Source organism: Acidimicrobiales bacterium, from assembly GCA_035546775.1.
Taxonomy (GTDB): Bacteria; Actinomycetota; Acidimicrobiia; order Acidimicrobiales; family JACCXE01; genus JACCXE01.
The window spans coordinates 1-16,771 of the sequence record DASZWD010000035.1 but is presented as its reverse complement, the minus strand read 5'-3'; the positions used below and the strand labels follow the sequence as shown (position 1 = coordinate 16,771).

The 16,771-nt window shown below is 68.7% G+C and carries 19 protein-coding genes, 1 tRNA gene and 1 other RNA gene; 7 read left to right on the top strand and 14 right to left on the bottom strand.

The window, feature by feature from the left end; translation table 11 throughout:
* The first annotated feature begins 27 nt into the window (after nt 1–27).
* Nucleotides 28–109 (top strand) — tRNA-Leu (locus VHC63_08760).
* On the opposite strand, the gene VHC63_08755 is transcribed toward VHC63_08760, so the two are convergent.
* Nucleotides 91–1,356 carry an alpha/beta hydrolase gene (locus VHC63_08755; protein HVV36678.1) on the bottom strand — a complete coding sequence of 422 codons (1,266 nt, stop codon included), beginning with the start codon at nt 1,354–1,356 and terminating at the stop codon, nt 91–93. The genes VHC63_08760 and VHC63_08755 overlap by 19 nt on opposite strands.
* 27 nt (nt 1,357–1,383) lie before the next feature.
* Between VHC63_08755 and VHC63_08750 the strand changes: the two genes are divergently transcribed.
* Nucleotides 1,384–2,274, top strand: a complete 891-nt coding sequence (locus tag VHC63_08750) for an alpha/beta hydrolase (protein HVV36677.1) — start codon at nt 1,384–1,386, stop codon at nt 2,272–2,274.
* On the opposite strand, the gene VHC63_08745 is transcribed toward VHC63_08750, so the two are convergent.
* A complete protein-coding gene (locus VHC63_08745; protein HVV36676.1) occupies nt 2,275–3,381 on the bottom strand; it encodes an ATP-binding cassette domain-containing protein in 1,107 nt (368 codons plus the stop codon).
* Between the two features lies 1 nt (nt 3,382).
* Nucleotides 3,383–4,444 (bottom strand): ABC transporter permease, encoded by a 1,062-nt coding sequence (locus VHC63_08740; GenBank protein ID HVV36675.1) that lies wholly within the window; start codon nt 4,442–4,444, stop codon nt 3,383–3,385.
* Between the two features lie 76 nt (nt 4,445–4,520).
* On the opposite strand from VHC63_08740, the gene VHC63_08735 reads away from it, so the two are divergent.
* Together VHC63_08735 and VHC63_08730 are read left to right on the top strand one after the other, a co-directional pair.
* A complete protein-coding gene (locus VHC63_08735; protein HVV36674.1) occupies nt 4,521–6,098 on the top strand; it encodes a cyclic nucleotide-binding and patatin-like phospholipase domain-containing protein in 1,578 nt (525 codons plus the stop codon).
* 11 nt (nt 6,099–6,109) lie between these two features.
* Nucleotides 6,110–7,114, top strand: coding sequence for an alanine racemase (locus VHC63_08730; GenBank protein ID HVV36673.1), 1,005 nt, complete (start codon nt 6,110–6,112; stop codon nt 7,112–7,114).
* Nucleotides 7,115–7,126: 12 nt separating this feature from the next.
* Here VHC63_08730 and rdgB read toward each other — a convergent pair whose 3' ends face one another.
* From rdgB to VHC63_08700, 6 genes are read right to left on the bottom strand one after another with little or no spacing between them, the layout of a single operon-like run.
* Nucleotides 7,127–7,705: an RdgB/HAM1 family non-canonical purine NTP pyrophosphatase gene (gene rdgB, locus VHC63_08725; GenBank protein HVV36672.1), complete on the bottom strand. Its 579-nt coding sequence runs from the start codon at nt 7,703–7,705 to the stop codon at nt 7,127–7,129.
* On the bottom strand, nt 7,702–8,445 hold the full coding sequence (rph, locus tag VHC63_08720; protein ID HVV36671.1) for a ribonuclease PH: 744 nt from the start codon (nt 8,443–8,445) through the stop codon (nt 7,702–7,704). Before rph ends, rdgB begins: the two co-directional genes overlap by 4 nt.
* Entirely contained in the window at nt 8,442–9,254 is an 813-nt protein-coding gene (murI, locus tag VHC63_08715; protein ID HVV36670.1) for a glutamate racemase, read from the bottom strand. The genes rph and murI overlap by 4 nt, the downstream gene beginning before the upstream one ends.
* Nucleotides 9,255–9,266: 12 nt before the next feature.
* The gene (locus VHC63_08710) at nt 9,267–10,211 is read right to left on the bottom strand and encodes a cysteine synthase family protein (protein HVV36669.1); all 945 of its coding nucleotides are present in this window, start codon (nt 10,209–10,211) and stop codon (nt 9,267–9,269) included.
* A 5-nt stretch (nt 10,212–10,216) separates the two neighbouring features.
* Entirely contained in the window at nt 10,217–10,492 is a 276-nt protein-coding gene (locus VHC63_08705) for a ubiquitin-like small modifier protein 1 (GenBank protein ID HVV36668.1), read from the bottom strand.
* An 11-nt stretch (nt 10,493–10,503) separates the two neighbouring features.
* A complete protein-coding gene (locus VHC63_08700) occupies nt 10,504–10,902 on the bottom strand; it encodes a M67 family metallopeptidase (protein ID HVV36667.1) in 399 nt (132 codons plus the stop codon).
* A 21-nt stretch (nt 10,903–10,923) separates the two neighbouring features.
* Between VHC63_08700 and smpB the strand changes: the two genes are divergently transcribed.
* Together smpB and ssrA are read left to right on the top strand one after the other, a co-directional pair.
* Nucleotides 10,924–11,400 (top strand): SsrA-binding protein SmpB, encoded by a 477-nt coding sequence (gene smpB, locus VHC63_08695; protein ID HVV36666.1) that lies wholly within the window; start codon nt 10,924–10,926, stop codon nt 11,398–11,400.
* A gap of 30 nt (nt 11,401–11,430) precedes the next feature.
* Nucleotides 11,431–11,781, top strand: a transfer-messenger RNA (tmRNA) gene (gene ssrA, locus VHC63_08690).
* A gap of 101 nt (nt 11,782–11,882) precedes the next feature.
* On the opposite strand, the gene VHC63_08685 is transcribed toward ssrA, so the two are convergent.
* Genes VHC63_08685 through ftsE form a run of 4 tightly spaced genes read right to left on the bottom strand, consistent with a single transcriptional unit; the run spans nt 11,883 to nt 14,869 of the window.
* The gene (locus VHC63_08685) at nt 11,883–12,416 is read right to left on the bottom strand and encodes a DUF1990 domain-containing protein (protein ID HVV36665.1); all 534 of its coding nucleotides are present in this window, start codon (nt 12,414–12,416) and stop codon (nt 11,883–11,885) included.
* Between the two features lie 9 nt (nt 12,417–12,425).
* Nucleotides 12,426–13,256, bottom strand: coding sequence for a G1 family glutamic endopeptidase (locus tag VHC63_08680; GenBank protein ID HVV36664.1), 831 nt, complete (start codon nt 13,254–13,256; stop codon nt 12,426–12,428).
* Nucleotides 13,257–13,287: 31 nt separating this feature from the next.
* A complete protein-coding gene (locus VHC63_08675; protein HVV36663.1) occupies nt 13,288–14,181 on the bottom strand; it encodes a permease-like cell division protein FtsX in 894 nt (297 codons plus the stop codon).
* A 7-nt stretch (nt 14,182–14,188) separates the two neighbouring features.
* Complete coding sequence (gene ftsE / locus VHC63_08670) at nt 14,189–14,869, bottom strand: cell division ATP-binding protein FtsE (GenBank protein HVV36662.1); 681 nt, start codon at nt 14,867–14,869, stop codon at nt 14,189–14,191.
* Nucleotides 14,870–14,952: 83 nt separating this feature from the next.
* Here ftsE and VHC63_08665 point away from each other — a divergent pair, with 83 nt between their 5' ends.
* Nucleotides 14,953–15,579, top strand: coding sequence for an MOSC domain-containing protein (locus VHC63_08665; protein HVV36661.1), 627 nt, complete (start codon nt 14,953–14,955; stop codon nt 15,577–15,579).
* Here the strand turns inward: VHC63_08665 and prfB are convergent.
* Complete coding sequence (gene prfB, locus VHC63_08660; protein ID HVV36660.1) at nt 15,568–16,677, bottom strand: peptide chain release factor 2; 1,110 nt, start codon at nt 16,675–16,677, stop codon at nt 15,568–15,570. The two genes, VHC63_08665 and prfB, sit on opposite strands and share 12 nt — an antisense overlap.
* Between the last annotated feature and the right edge of the window lie 94 nt (nt 16,678–16,771).

Genomic DNA, 16,771 nt, shown 5'->3' with positions numbered 1-16,771 from the left:
ACGCCCCCTAGCCTGGGTTCCCGACACGCGGGCGTGGCGAAATTGGCAGACGCGCAGGGTTTAGGTCCCTGTGTCGAAAGACGTGCAGGTTCAAGTCCTGTCGCCCGCACTCTTGGCCGCCACGTATTCGCTGCGGACGACAGCGAGGAAGCGGTCGACGGCTTGAGCGCAGGCGTGCGTCCGCACGGACGGCAACACGTCGAAGGCGTGCTGGGCGCCGGGCAACTCGGCGTAGACGACTGGCTGCGTCGACTCCTTGCGCAGCTCGCCGACGAACGTGCGTGCCTGGGCGACGGGCACCAACGAATCGTTGGTGCCGTGGATGACGAAGAACGGCGGGGCGTGGGGGCCAACATGGCTGATCGTCGACGCTTGCTCCCAGCGGGCGCGGTCGTCGTCGAGCTTCGACTTGAACACGACGTCGCCCACGAACTTCTCCATGTCGGCGCGACTGGTGCCGTGGCGGTTGACGAAGTCGTAGACGCCGTAGAACGACACGCAGGCGGCGACGGAAGTGTCGGCGTCCTCGAAGCCGGGCTGGAAGTCAGCGAGGTTCGGGGTGAGGGCGGCGAGCGACGCCAGGTGACCGCCGGCCGAACCGCCGGTGATGACGACGAAGTCGGGGTCGCCGCCATGGGCCGCGATGTTTTCCTTGACCCACGCCAGCGCCCGCTTGGCGTCGACGATGTGATCGGGCCACGTGGCGCGGGGCGACAAGCGGTAGTTGGCGGTGACGCACACCCACCCGCGCTCGGCGAGGTGCGCCATCAGCGGCTCGGCCTGGTTTTCCTTGCGGGCGACGGACCACGCGCTGCCGTGGAACTGGAGCAGCACCGGTGCCTTGGCGTCGGTGGGCAGGTCGGCGCGCTTCCACACGTCGAGGTGGTTCTTGCGGCCGAACTCGCCGTACTTGACGTCACGGGCGTGGCGGTAGCGCTGGCGCAAGCGCATGTCGGGCAACAGCAACTGAGTGCGACTCAGCGTCCATTCGGTCGTCGGCGCAAGGGACGCGTCGATGCGGCCGCGATAGTTGGCGCCGAGCTCGTCGACGAGCGCCGCTTCGAGAATGCCCACTGCTTGTCCCGCTTGGCGGTGGACGTACGCCAGGCCCGCCAGGGACGCCGCGTGTGCGGCGAGTCCGAGCGCGCCGCGCCACCCCTTCGCCCCACCGCGGCGAGCGAGCAGCGCGGCGGTGCCGAGCTCGACCAGTCCCGCCTGAATTGGCAGCTCGGACGGCGCCACGCCGAACGCGAATGACGCCATCGACGCGGGTCCGGAGAGCACTGGGCGAACGGCGTTGGCCGTCGAGGCCGCCGCGGCTGCGCCGGCGAGCAGGAAGCGCGAAGACGGCTGCATCGCACCAGGCTGTCAGAATCGCGGGCGATGACGATCATTACGGCGCCGCGCGTCGAAAGCCTGATCGGTGTCCGGGGCAATCGTGAGCTGGGCATCGCCGAATTCGGTCCACCGGACGGCACTGCCGTGCTGTGGTTCCACGGCACGCCCGGGGCGCGCCGCCAGGTGCCCGAAGAGGCCCGGCGCATCGCCGATGCCGAAGGCATCCGCATCATCGGTATCGACCGGCCCGGTGTCGGCATGTCGACGCCGCATCTGCACCGCTCCGTCGTCGACCACGTGGCTGACGTCGAGATTGTCCTCGACCGCCTGCACATCAACGAGGTCTCCGTCATCGGCCTGTCGGGCGGCGGCCCGTACGCGCTGGCGCTGGCGCACGAGTTACCCGACCGGGTGCGCGCCGTCGGCATCCTCGGTGGCGTCGTCCCGACGCGTGGGCCCGACGCGGTGAAGGGTGGACTCGTCGGCTTCGGCATGCGCTTCGCGCCGGTGATGCCGCTGACGCGCCGGCCTATGGGCCTCACGCTCACGGCGCTGGTGCGCGCCCTGCGGCCGGTTGGCATTCATGCACTGAACCTCTACGCGCGCATCTCGCCTGAAGGCGATCGCATCGTGCTCGAACAGCCCGAGATCAGCAGCATGTTCATCGACGATCTCGGCACCAACGGCGGCAAGAGCATGCAGGCGTTCATCGACGACGCCATCCTCTTCACCCGCCACTGGGGCTTCGACCACCGCGCCGTGCAGCAACCGGTCACTTGGTGGCACGGCGACGCCGACAACATCGTGCCGCTGAGCCACGCCCAGCAATTCGTCCCGACCCTGCGCAACGCCGAGTTGCGCATCCGTCCCGGCGAGAGCCACCTCGGCGGCCTCGGCGCAGCACGCGAGGTGCTCCACGCCGTCGTCGGCCGGTAGTCAGCGGCGCGGCGCGGCCGCCTTCTTGGCCGCCCCGTTTTTCTTGGCGACCGTCTTCCTTACCGGAACCGGCTTTTTCGCCGGCGCCTTCTTGGCGGCTGGCGCCTTGCGGGCCGCCCCCTTCTTGGCCGGCGCGCTGGCGCGTCCCGCCTTGCCGAGCACGTCGCCCAGCGTGTCGAGACCGACAATCTCGCCGTACTGGCGCAGCGTGTAGCCGGTGAGCTTGGCGCCCCTGGCTCCTGCGCGCGCCGTCGCCGATCGCGGCAGGTTGAACAGCGGGCCCATCTCGCCGAAGTGTTGCCCGGGCTTGTTGACGTAGACCACCTTGCCGTCGCGCTCGATCTCGACCTCGCCGGCGTCCACGACGTAGATCTTCCCGCCGAGACTCCCCTGCTCGAACACCACCTCGCCCGGCTTGAGCGTGACCTTCTCCGGCTTGTCGGCACCCTCGACGAACTTCGGCAGCATCTCGATCACGACGTCGGCCAGCGGCAGCATTCGCTCGTCGTGCGTCGCCACGATCACCGAGCGGCCGGGCCGCGCCAGCGAGCGGATGAGCCGCAGCACGGCTTCGACCTGCACGTAGTCGAGGTGCGCCGTCGGCTCGTCGGCCAGCACGATCGGCGGTTCATGGGCGAGCGCCCGGGCGATGGCGACGCGCTGCTGCTGGCCACCGGACAGCTGGGCCGGCAGGTGGTCGGCGCGATCGCTGAGCGACACCTCGGCGAGCAACTCGGCGGCGCGGGCGTTCGCCTCGCTGCGCCCGACGCCGGCGGCGCGCAGCGGCGCCATGACGTTCTCCGCCGCGTTGAGCGAGGGCACGAGGTTGAACGCCTGGAACACGATGCCGACGGTGCGCCGGCGGTAGTCGGTGAGCGCACTACCGGTGAGGCCGGTGACGGGCTCGCCGCCGACAGCCACCATGCCGCTCGTCGGTGTCAGGATGCCGGCGAGGCACGACAGCAGCGTCGACTTGCCGCAGCCGCTCGGCCCCAGCAGCAAAGCCAGCGAGCCGCTCGGGACGCGAAAACTCAGATCGTCGACGGGACGCAGCGTGTAGTCGCCGCTCTGGTACTCGATCGTGAGGTTCTGAACGACCAGATCCATCTCAGTGGCCTCCGAAGGCGAGCGCCGGGTCGACGGTGACAGCGCGGCGCAGCGCCGCGCCACTGGCGAGCAGGCCGATAACGGCACCGACGACGGGCAACGTGAGCTGCAGCCGCGCCGGTAACAGCGGCTGCACGGGGAACATCCCGCGCAACCCATACGCGAGTGCGCACGCGACCACCGAGGCGGTCACGGCGAGCACGACAGCTTGGATCACAAGCGCCCCGAGCAGGTCGACGGTGGCCGTTCCGGTCGCCTTGAACACAGCAAAGTCCCCGACGCGCTCGAGCGCCGAGAGGTAGACGACCGAGCCGACGATGGCGATGGCCACGACCCACAGGATCGAGCGGAACGTCGAGATCGACTTGATGACGTCACCGAGCGGGCGCTTGAGGTCGTGGCCCGCCTGCTGCGACGTCATGAACTGCGCGGTGTCGGGCACCTGCTTGGGCACACCCTTGACGGCGATCGCCGTGACGAAAGGTTGTCCGGCGAACATAATCTGCTGCGCCTCGTGCAGCGTCGTGTACACCGTGGGCCGTCCGCCGTTGAACGTCTCGTGTGACACGGTGCCGACGACGCGCAGCGCGCGACCACTGATGGCGAACGTGTCACCCACGCCCAAGCCGCTCTTGGTGTCGATCACGGCCTCACCGTCGACGCTGGGGGCTCGCCCCTTCGCCGGCGCGGGCGTGCCCAGCCCCCCGGGCTGCGCCGCGATGAGGAAGATGTCGGCGTGGTGCTTCTGGTCGTCGACCTGGGGCGTGATGATCATCGGAGAGGCCGCCTTCACGCCGTCGAGGCGGCCCGCCTGCTGCGCGATGTCGAGCGGGATCGGCGTGCCGCCGAGGAACGGACCGGGCCGCCCCTTCGGCATCACGTAACCGTCGGCGTCGATGAGCTTCAGCGTGTGATGGATCTCGTTGTCGAACGTCGCCTGGAAACCCGTCAACAGCAACGTGTTCGCCATCACCAACGCGGTGCCGAGCACGGCGATGACGAAGCGGCGGCGCCGCCACTGCAAATCCCTGATACCGGCGAGCCAAAGAAAACCCGGCCGCATCTAGTCCCTCCCCCGTCGTGCGATGTGACGAACGCTACGGCGTCGTCGCCCGTGGCGTAGGTACCTTGCTGCAGTCATGAGTTCGTCGACCCTCGATCGTCTTCCGTTTTTGCACGGCGCGCCCCGACGCACGATCGCTGCAGTCAAGCGTGTCTTGCGCCCGCTGTCTGTGACGGCGGGCACGGTGTTGTTCCGCACCGGCGATCCCGGCGAGACGTGTTTTCTCGTGGAGCGTGGGACGCTGCGCGTGCTCAGCGCGCCCGACGGCGATCTCCTCGCCACGCTCGGTCCGGGTTCGTTCGTCGGCGAGTTGGCGGTGTTGTTGGGCGAAACCCGCTCGGCCACGGTGATCGCCGACACCGACGCCGATCTCCTCGAACTCAGCCGCACCGACCTCGACTCGCTCATGGCGGACCACCCGGCGCTGGCGCTGGGCATCAGCCGAGCCCTCGGCCGTCGCATCGTGGCGACGAACGAGCGCTTCGTCGGCAGCCGGGCCGCCCGCCGCGCCATCGTGTGGCCGCCGCGGCAGGTCGCGGCGATGGCCCACGCGATCGCCACCGGAGGCGGGCGCGTCGCCGTGGGCGCGGTCGGCGGTGCGACGCTGTCGGGGACGCACGAGTTCACCCGCGTCAAGGCGCCTGACTACGGCAGCGACGACGCGAGCCTCGACGTTGTGCTCATCGGTGTCGGCGAGCAGGGCTCGGCGCGCTCCGAGGCCGTCGTGGCCGGCGCCGATCACGTGCTCTGCTTCGCGGCGCCGCCGCCCTGGCTCGTCGGCGCCGTGCCGCGGGGCCGCATCGTGCGCCTGCCCGCCGATGCGGCGGGGCTGCGGCGCGGTGTGCGCTGGGCGACGGGGCGCGCCGTCGGGCTGGCGCTGTCGAGCGGCGGCAGCAAGACGGCGGCGCATCTCGGGGTTATCGCGGCGCTGCGGGCCGGCGACGTCGAGATCGACGCCGTCGCCGGTGCCAGCGGAGGGGCTGTGGCCGCCGTCACCGTCGCCTTCGACAAGGACGAGTCGCAGCAACGGCGCTATCTCGACGACATCGCGCGAGCGACCCACTGGCGACGACTCGACGTGAACTTCCCCCCGCGCAGCGGCGTATGGAAGGGCCAACGCCTGCGCGACATGTTCGCCAGGTGGGACGTGGGGCCGAACCTGGAAGACGCCGCCATTCCCGTGTGGCTCGTCGGATCCGATGTCGCCACCGGCGCCACGGTGACGTTGCAAGAGGGCTCGGTGGCCGACGCCATCCGCGCGAGCATGAGCATTCCCGGGGCCCTCGACCCCTGGCGCGTGGGCGACCGCGTGCTGATCGACGGTGCAGTGGCGAACCCCCTGCCCACCGACGTGTTGCGCGACGCCGGCGTCGGCGTCGTCATCGCGTCCAATGTCGCGGGCCAGAGCACCGAGTTCGAGGTGAACGGGAAGCTGCCCGGCCTCAACCAGATCATGAGCCGCGTGCTGAACACGATGGAGCGCGAGCGCATCCGCGCCCTGCTCCCCCTCGCCGACGTCGTGATCCGCCCGCGGGTGACGGCCAGCAACTCGTTCGACTTCTCGAACAACGAGACCTTCATCGAGGCGGGCGCCACCGCGGCGCGCGCCCGGCTCGACGACATTCGCACGCTCCTGGACGCGGACAGTCAGTAGCGTCGGCGGCAATGCCGCGCACGACCGCTGACCTGACGACGCCCGCACTGATCGTCGACGCCGCCGCGTTCGACCACAACATCGCCACGATGTCAGCGGCGCTGCCCGAAGCGCGCCTGCGCCCGCACGTGAAAGCGCACAAGTCGACCGCCATCGCCAAGCGTCAACGCGCCGCGGGTCATACCAACTTCACCTGCGCGACGGTGCGCGAGGTCGAGGTGATGGCGGCCGCCGGCCTCGGTGACGACCTCCTGCTGGCGAACGAGGTCGTCGACGCCCGCCGCCTCGGTGCCGTCGCCGCGTCCGGCGCGCGCGTCACGGTGGCCGTCGACTCGTCAGCCACGGTCGCCGCCGCGGTCGCAGGCGGCGTGCACGAGTGCGTGATCGACGTCAACGTCGGCCTCCCCCGCTGTGGCATCGCCCCGGCGAAGGCGGGCGCGCTCGCCGACGAGGCGCGCGCCGCCGGCCTCGTGGTGCGCGGCGTGATGGGCTACGAGGGCCACGTCGTCGGCAACCCCGATCGCGCGGCGCGCATCGCCCAGTGCGAAACGGCCATGGAGTTGCTGCTGGCGGCACACGCCGACGTCGGCGGCGACCTCGTCTCCGCCGGCGGCACCGGCACCTACGACATCAACTCTTGGGCCAACGAGATTCAGGCGGGCTCGTACGCGCTGATGGACACCGCCTACGACAAGCTCGAGTTGCCGTTCCGCCAAGCGTTGTTCGTGTTGAGCACGGTCATCTCCGTGAGCGACGGGTTCGCGGTGTGCGACGCCGGACTGAAGTCACTCGGCATGGACCACGGCAACCCGTCGCTGCCCTCCGAGGTCGGCGACGTGTGGTTCTGCTCCGACGAGCACATCACGTACGGTCCCGCCACGCCGCCCACCGTCGGCGACCGCGTGCGCGTGATCCCAGCCCATGTCGACCCAACGGTCGCCTACCACGAGATGATGTGGGTAGTGAACGGAGACGAGATCGTCGACGAGTTCCCCGTCGACATGAGGGGCTGGTAATAGGAGGGCGCGCTAGCGGGCGCGAAGCCCCGCTGCTAGGGCTCTGAAAGCCCTACCTCTGTGAGACACCCGCTCCTTTTCGGCGCGGGTCATCTCGGCGAAGGTGCGGCCGTCGCCGTTGTCGGGCACGAACAGCGGGTCGTAGCCGAAGCCGTTGTCGCCGCGCGGGTCATCGGCGATGACGCCGTCGACCACGCCGTGGCCGATCACTTCTGATCCGTCGGGAAACGCCGCGAGGGCGACGGTGCGAAACCGCGCCGTGCGCGTCGACGCGCCGATCATCGCCTCCCACAGCTTTTTCACGTTGTCGGCGTAAGTGGCGTGCTCGCCGGCGTAACGGGCGGAGTACACACCGGGCGCGCCGTCGAGGGCGTCGACTTCGAGGCCGGTGTCATCGGCGATCGCCGGGAGTCCGGTGGCGTTGACGAGCGCCCACGCCTTGAGCCGGGCGTTCTCCTCCAGCGTGTCGCCCGTCTCGTCGACGTCGGGTATCTCGTCGGGACGCGGCACGAGCTCGAAGCCCTCGAGGATGTCGGAGATCTCGGCCGCCTTGTCGCTGTTCGCCGTGGCGAGGACGAAACGTTCGCTCACGAGCGAGGAGTGAGCGGCTGCGCCAGCACGGACTGCTGCGCCACGATCAGTTCCTGGATACCGGCTTCGGCGAGCAGCAGCAGCGAGTCGAGCTCGCCGCGCGAGAACGCCAGGCCTTCGGCCGTGCCCTGCACCTCGACGAACTTGCCGGCACCGGTCATGACGACGTTCATGTCGACCTCGGCCTGATGGTCTTCGTGATAGTCGAGGTCGAGGACCGCGTTGCCATGGGCGATGCCGACCGACACCGCGGCGCACGCATCGGTCAGCGGGTGCTTCGGCATGACGCCGGCGCTGACCAGGCGGGTGCACGCGTCGTGCAGCGCCACGTAGGCGCCGCAGATGGACGCGGTGCGCGTGCCACCGTCGGCTTGGAGCACGTCGCAGTCCAGCGTTATCTCGACTTCGCCCATCGCTTCGGTGTCGGTGACGGCGCGCAGGGCGCGCCCGATGAGCCGCTGGATTTCGAGGGTGCGGCCCTTCTGCTTGCCTTTGGCCGCCTCGCGGTCGTTACGGTCGGGTGTCGATCCGGGGAGCATCGAGTATTCGGCGGTGACCCAGCCCTTGCCCTTGCCCTTCATCCAGCGCGGCACGTCCTCGTTCGCCGACGCGGTGCACAGCACCCGAGTGCGGCCGAACGACACCAGCACCGACCCGGCGGCGAACTCGGTGAAGTCGCGGATGAACTCCACCGGGCGCAGTTGGTTGGGATGACGGCCGTCGTGTCGGGTTGTAGTCACGCCCGCCATTCAAGCGCGTCGACGACGTCGAGTTCGGGTCCGAGGAGGCGGCGGCCGAGGCGGGCGAACTCGGCGGCGTCGCCCGTCGACAGCCAGCGGTGCTTGCCCGGTCGTCCGGACTCCGACGCCAGGTCGGCGGCGTCGAGCAGCGACTTGAGCGCGAACGCCGTTTCGTCGGCCGAACTGACAAGGACGACGTCGCGGCCCATGACGTCGCCAATGGTGCGGGCCAGGAACGGGTAGTGCGTGCACCCGAGGAGCAGGGCGTCGACGCCGGCGCGGCGCACCGGCTCGAGGAGCCGCTCGGCGAGGACGTAGACCTGCTCGCTGTCGGTCTCGCCTCGCTCGACGAACTCGACGAAGCCGGGGCAGGCGGCGCACGTCAGCGTGACCTGCGCATCGCCCGCCGCGTCGCGCACGGCTTGCTGGTATGCACCCGATCCGATGGTGCCGACCGTGCCGATGACGCCGACGCGCCCCGTCACCGTCGTTTGGGTAAGGGCGCGGGCGCCGGGGTCGATGACGCCGAGGACGGGGACGGGGCACTCCTCGCTCAACACGTCGAGCGCGGCGGCCGCTGCGGTGTTGCACGCCACCACGACGACCTTCACGTCGTAGTCCTCGACGAGGTGGCGGGTGATCTGGCGGGCGAAGCCGCGCACCTCGACGAGGTCGCGCGGCCCGTACGGATACCGGCCCGTGTCGCCGAGATAGACGAGGTCCTCTGACGGCAACAGATCCATGACAGCGCGCGCCACCGTGAGGCCACCAAAGCCGGAGTCGAACATCCCGATGGGCCGCGCGTCCATGCGCGAGTCAGGTTAGAAGTACAGCGTCTTGCGAGCGCGCTCTGTCGCTTCGTCGATGTCGCCCGTCCACGCCTCCGAGGACAGGTACTTCCACGCTCCGTCAGGCGACAGGAACACGACCGTCCCCGACTCGATCTCGGCGGCGCACTTGACCGCGCCGGTGAAGGCCGCGCCCGTCGACAGACCGCACAGCACGCCGATCTGCGCCAGGGCGCGCACGCCTTCAATCGACTCCCGCGGCCCGACCATCTTCTTGCGGTTGAGCAAGTCGGCGCCCCCGAAGTCGATGAAGATCGGCGGGATGTAACCCTCGTCGAGGTTCTTCAGCCCATCGACCATCTCCCCCGCCGGTGGCTCGACCGCCCATATCTGGACCGCCGGGTTGCGCTCCTTGAGGTAGCGGCCGACGCCCAGCAGCGTCCCGCTCGTGCCGAGCCCCGCCACGAAGTGGGTGATCTCCGGGCAGTCGGCCCAGATCTCAGGCCCGGTGCCTTCGTAGTGGGCGGCGACGTTGGCCGGGTTGGCGTACTGGTACGGATACCACCAGTGCGGGTTGTCGGCCGCCAGCTTCTGCGCCACCTTGACCGCGCCGTTCGAGCCTTCGGAGCCGGGCGACGGGATGATCTCGGCGCCGTAGATCTCGAGCAGCTGGCGCCGCTCCGGCGACACGTTCTCGGGCAGCACGACCTTGAGCTGATAGCCCCGCGCCCGGGCCACGAGGGCGAGGCCGATGCCGGTGTTGCCCGACGAGGACTCGATGATCACGTCGCCGGGCGACAGCGCGCCGTCCTTCTCCGCTGCCAGCACCATCGCCCGCGCGATGCGGTCCTTCACCGACCCGCCCGGGTTGTAGCCCTCGAGCTTGACCAGCACGGACACGTTCGGGTTCGGCGAGAGCTGCGAGACGTCGAGCAGCGGCGTGTTGCCGATCAGGTCGACGATGGATTGGTAGCGCACGCGCGCTACCCGCCGGCGACGGCCGGCAGGATCGTCACGGAGTCGGACTCGCTCACCTTGGTGTCGAGCTTGTCGAGGTAGCGCACGTCGTCGTCGTTCACGTACACGTTGACGAACTTGTGCAGCTGGCCGTCTTCGGTGATGACCTTGTCTTTCAGCGCCGGAAATTGCGCCACGAGATCGGTGAAGATCTCGCCGAGCGTCGCGCCGTTGGCTTCGACGACGGCCTGCCCACCCGCGTCAGGGCGCAGGATCGTAGGAATGCGAACTTGAACCGGCACGGAGAGCGACATTACTCAACGACAACCACCGGCTCCTCAGTGATGTTCCCGTCCACGATGCGGTAGCTACGCACCGACGGCGCCTCGTCGGCCAGCGACACCAGGATGTAGTGCCATCCCGGGTCGGGCGCTTGGGCCACATCGGTGGGCGACGGGTAGCCGACGGTGTGGGTGTGGGAGTGGTACACGCCCAGGATCGACAGGCCGCGATCCTCGGCGTCGCGATCGGCGCGCAGGTGGCCCTTCGGGTCGAGCTCGTAGACCCGCGACGACTGGGCGACGTTGGGGATCGGATAGCAGCGCGCTGCGTTGTCCCCCTGGCCGGCCACCAGCCCGCAGGCTTCGTTCGGCAAGTTGTCGTAACAGTCGCCGATCATCTGCAAGTAAACGTCGCGTCGCAGCCGCAGCACCGCCGTAGCATCGCATCTCTTATGGCCGGGTCGAAAAAGCTCACCGTGCGTGCGCCCACGATCGAGAACCGCCGCGCCCGCCACGAGTTCGAGATCATCGAAGTGTTCGAGGCGGGAATCCAGCTGGTGGGCAGCGAGGTCAAGTCGATCCGCGACGGCCAGGTCCAACTAACGGATGGGTTCGCGCGCGTGATCGACGGGGAGGTTTTCCTCATGGGCGTGCACATTGCGCCATATGCGCGTGCCGCCGGCTGGGGCGCCCACGATCCAGATCGACGCCGCAAGTTGCTCCTGCACAAGAAGGAAATCGAGACGATGGCTGAGGCCGTAAACGAGAAGCGGCTCACCCTGGTGCCGCTGCGGCTGCGGTTCAAGGACGGCAAGGTGAAAGTCGACCTCGCGATCGCTCGGGGCAAGCGGACGTACGACAAACGCCACGCCATTGCGAAACGCGACGCGGAGCGGGACGACGATCGGGAATCACGGCGCCGTCGCTGACGTTTACAATTGAAGTCCCATCATCACCTAGGGGGTGAACCAGTTTCGATCTCTGGCCGTGAAGCGAAGTGAAGCGAGCCGTGGTCTCCGGATCCACGTTAAAGAGTCGGAAAAACCAATAAACGCGAACAACAACTTCGCACTCGCTGCTTAAGTAGCGACGTCCAGCCGTGGGCCGCCTGACCCTGCGGATTACGGGCGCCATTTAGTCGGGCTTACTGCGTGGCTGCGTCAACCGGCCACAAAGGAAACCTCAGTTGACTAGGGCCCCGTACCGCTGCCGATGGTGGTGCGAGGAACCGAAACCAATCATCGGCTGCGCTCGGAGAAGCCTTGGCAACACCCGGAGACACAGGGGTGCGACTCCCCTCACCTCCACGACTTCGATCATCGCTCGGTACTTCCGTACCGAGCGATGATTTCTTTGGCCCAAGCACTCGCGTCTGAAGCGCGGATACCCGGTACGCCGAGGGTGTAGCGCGCTATCCGGCGACGAACGCCCGCATTCCCGCGATGTAGGCGTGGTTCGTGCGGCGTTGAATCATGCGGCTGACCGGTCCGCCGAGGCGGGCGAGCAACTCGGCGGGGTGCGAGTACGACGACATGGTGAACGCGACCTCGTCGCCGTCACGGGTGAGCATGAAGGTCTCTTCGCCGCACTCCGGGTGACCCGGCAGCGTCACGTACGTGAAGCCGAACCGGTCGGCGTCGTCGACGACGTGGGAGATGCGGCACGGGACGATCACGTGCAGGGGTCCGGCGACCGCGCCGCTGGCAATCACGGTCTGGCCCACCTGCAGCGGCGCGGCCGTCGGGTCGATGCGCAGGCCGGCGCCGGCGTGCGCCGCCCACGCCCGCAGTCCGTCTCGGGCGCGGTCCCAGTCACGACCGACGAGGCCGCGGTATTCGTCGTAGCGCAACCCTGACCGGTCGCCGGTGTAGCTCGGCGCCGACGCGCGCGCCGCGGCGAGCAGATCCGACAGGTCAGCGTCAGACGGTGCGCCGAGGCGGAACACCGAAACGGCTCAGAAGTTCTTGCAGCTGGTGCGGTAACCGCACACGGCGAAGTGGCCGTCGCCGCCGAGCATCGACGGGGTGGCCGTGCGCAGGAGACCCGTCACCGGGTCCACCATGATCATCCGCGAGGGCTGCGCCTGGGCGAGCGGCCGCCAGGCGCCGTTGGCCCGGAAGTCCGCACCGGCGAGGAACTTCGCCTGATCCGCCTTGGCCGGGATCGTCTGCACCGGCAGCAGCGGGGTCGCCGCGATCTGCGGCGCTTCGAACACCCACTCGGCCGACGACATCGACGAGGCGTACGCCACCCGCGTCGACCACGTCCAGCGGGGCGCGGTGTAGCTCTTGCCCCAGTTCGTGAGGGCGATGATCCACGCACCGGCGCCGACGTACTCGACCGTCGCCGCCATGCGATCACCCTGGTGGACACCGCAGGCCGGATCGCCGTTGCAACCGGTCACGCGGGTCTCGTTCGCCGGCAGGATTTCGTACCAGGCGTAGTTGCCTTGGAGCCGACCACTCGACGCCGTACCGGTCTGAATCAAGTCGTTGCTTCGGTAGCCGCCGACGCCGATCCACGACGAGGAGAACCCCGGCGGGGCGTTGCGGATCGCCGGGACGATCCACGAACCGTTGAGGGCGCTGATCGGTTCATTGGGCCGCGCCGGCACCGCGTAGCCCGACCAGTTCGAGCTGTACTCGGGGGCATTCACCTTGGCCGTGGCGACGCGCACGACGTTGTTCACAGCGTGAACCCGGGCCGACGCGTCGGCCCGCGGCAATCCAACCGAAACCACGAGCGCGATCGCGAGCCCCGCCACGAGGACAGCCTTCGTTCGCATAGCGACCCGAGGGTACAGGGCGAGTGACTAGTTACACACGCAGGTGGCGGCGAACTGCGAGGGCGGAACTGAGGGCACCCACGCCCGCACCCACGACCATGAGCACTATGCCCGTATTGCGGGCTTCGGCGGCGGTGGCGTGGATCTTGCGCAGGCTCTGCGTGATCGCCGGGTCGCTCACGACGTCGAAGATCGGCCCGCGGAACAGGTACACCAGCAGCGCCGCCACCAGCCCGCCGATGAGTCCCTGCAGCAACCCCTCGAGCATGAACGGTAAGCGGATGAACCAGTTGGTGGCGCCGACGAGTTTCATCACCTCGATCTCACGCCGTCGGTTGAGCACGGCCAGCTGAATGGCGTTGAAGATCAGCAGCACTGCGCCCACGAGCAACACGAGGGCGACGCCGAAGTACGCCACCTGGCGCTGGCGCGTCGTCTTCAACAACGCATCGACTTCTTTCGACGCGAACGCCACGCTCTCGACGCCGGCGCGCACCTTGAAACGCCGGCCGATGGTGTCGGCCAGCTCGGCGTGGGTGGGCACGACGCGGAACGACGTGGGCATCTCGTCTTCGGACGTGATGATGTCGCGGATGTCGTTGTTGTCGGCGAAGATCTTCTTGTACTCGGCCAGCGCCGCCTTCTTGTCGACGAAGACGTAGCGCTTCACTTCGGGCGTCGCCCGCAGTTCACGGTCGACGGCGTCGATCTGCGCCTGCGGCGCGTCGGGTCGCATGAAGATCGACAGCTCGATGCCACCGCGCCACTGCAGGTTGGCCTTGTTGACGCCCTGGCGCATCAGCAGCGCCGAGCCGACAAGACCGAGCGATACCGCGACGGTGAGCACCGCGGCGATCGACATGGCGATGTTGCGGCGCAGGTTCGTCGCGGTTTCGCGCGCGATGTAGTTGACGGAAACAGCCATCGGTCGATCAGCTCCCGTAGACGCCGCGTGCTTGGTCGCGCACCTTGACGCCGCGGTCGAGTTCGATCACGCGGCGGCGCATGGAGTCGACGATGCCCTGGTCGTGCGTCGCCATCAGCACGGTCGTGCCCGTGCGGTTGATGCGATCGAGCAGGCGCATGATGCCGATGGTCGTGTTGGGGTCGAGGTTGCCCGTCGGCTCGTCGGCCAGCAGGATCAGGGGGCGGTTGACGAAAGCGCGGGCGATGGCCACGCGCTGCTGCTCACCACCGGAGAGCTCGCTCGGCAGGTTCTCGGACTTGCCCTTGAGACCGACCAATTCGAGGATCTGGGGCACCTGCGAGTCGATGACGTGCTTGGGGCGGCCGATCACCTCGAGGGCGAAGGCGACGTTTTCGTGCACCGTCTTGTTCGGCAGCAGCCGGAAGTCCTGGAACACGCAGCCGATGTTGCGGCGCAGGTACGGCACCTTCCACGAGCTCAGCTCACCGATGTCCTTGCCGGCCACGAAGATCTGGCCGTTGTCCGGATTTTCTTCCTTGGTGAGCAGGCGCAGGAACGTCGACTTGCCCGATCCCGAAGGCCCGACGAGGAACACGAACTCCCCCTTGTCGACGTTGATCGACACGTCGCGCAGGGCGACGGTGGAGTTCTTGTACGACTTGGTTACGTGTTCCAACCGAATCATTAGGCGGTCAAGCCTAGAGGCAGCGCCCGTGAAATCCGCGGCACGCGAACTGTGCTAACAGCCTCGATCGGTACGATCGCCGCGTGGTGGTGCGGGTGGTTTCGGTGAACGTCGGTGCGCCGCGCGCCACCCAGTGGCGCGGCCGCACGGTGCACTCCGCCATCTGGAAGACGCCCGTCGACGGGCCCATCCGCGTCGCCGGTGTCAATCTCGCCGGCGACGACCAAGCCGACCGCCGCGTGCACGGCGGCGTCGACAAAGCCGTCTACGCGTACAGCGCCGAGGACTACGCGTGGTGGGCGGACACGGGCGGCGTCGCCGTCGGCCCGGCGTCGTTCGGCGAGAACCTCACCACGACGGGCATCGACCTGCGGGCCTGCGCCGTCGGCGATCGCTGGCGCGTCGGCACCGTCGAACTCGAGGTCGCCCAGCCACGCGAACCGTGCTTCAAGCTCGGCATCCGCATGGGCGACGACGCGTTCCCCGACCGCTTCGCCGAGGCCCGCCGCCCCGGCGCCTACTTCCGCATCATCACCGAAGGTGAACTCGCCGCCGGCGATGCCGTCGAGGTGACGCCCTCTGCCCAGCCGAGCGTCGCCCTCGGCGACATGGTGCGCGGCCCGTCCGACGCGCAGTGGCGGATCATGCGCGACGACGAACGCTTCCCGCCGCTGTGGCGCCACCGCGCCGAGCGGGCGTTACGCCTCTGAGGAACGGCGCCAGCGCAACCACGCCTCCATGAAGGCGTCGAGGTCGCCGTCGAGGACGGCGTCGGGGTTGCCGGACTCGTAGCCGGTGCGTTCGTCCTTGACCTTTTGATAGGGCGCCAGCACGTAGCCGCGCATGAAGGCACCGGCGCGGCTGACCGAGCCCTGCGACCCGCTCATCGCCGCCAACTCGGCGGCCCGTTCCTGGCGGGCCCGTTCGGCGAGCTTGGCCTGGAGGACCTGCATGGCGCGGTTCTTGTTCTGCAACTGGCTGCGCTCGTTCTGGCACGACACGACGATGCCCGTGGGCAGGTGGGTGATCCGCACCGCCGAGTCGGTGACGTTGACGTGCTGGCCGCCGGCGCCCGACGAGCGGTACAGGTCGATGCGTAGGTCCTTCTCGTCGATCGGAATCTCGTCGTCGGAGTCTTCGATGAAGGGCACGCAGTCGAACGACGCGTACGACGTCTGCCGCCGCGCCTGGCTGTCGAAGGGCGAGATGCGGTACAGCCGGTGCACGCCGCGCTCGGCGCTGAGCAGGCCGTAGGCGTAGCGGCCCTTCACGATGAAGGTGGCACTGAGGAGTCCCGCTTCCTGACCGGGCGTGACTTCGTCGATCTCGACGCTGAAGCCGCGGCGCTCGGCCCAGCGCAGGTACATGCGCAGCATCATCTCGGTCCAGTCCTGCGCGTCGGTGCCGCCCTCGCCGGCGTGGAGTTCGCACACGGCGTCGCCCTCGTCGTACTCGCCGGTGAACAGCGCCCGGAGCTCGAGCGCCTCGAACCGCTGCTCGAGCTCGGCGACGTTCGCCGCCACTTCGGCCTCGACCGACTCGTCGCCCTCTTCGACGCCGAGCTCGTACAGCGTCTGTGCGTCTTCGATGGCGCTCGCCAGCGACTCGATGGTCGCCACGTCGTCGTTCAACGCCGAGAACTCACTCGACACCGCCTTGCCGACGGCGGGGTCGTCCCACAGGTCGGGCCGAGCCATCTCCGCTTCGAGCTCGACGATGCGCGCCCGCGCCGCGTCTTCCTTCAAATACCCCCGCGCATCAGCCAGCCGCTTTTCAAGCGCGCCGAACTCCGAACTGAAATCCCTCATCGAACATTCACCGCCGAGACGAGGCGAGGGGGGAAAGGGGGCGAAGCCCCCAGCAGGGGGCGTGGGGGACGGCAGTCCCCCACCTCGGCGCCGA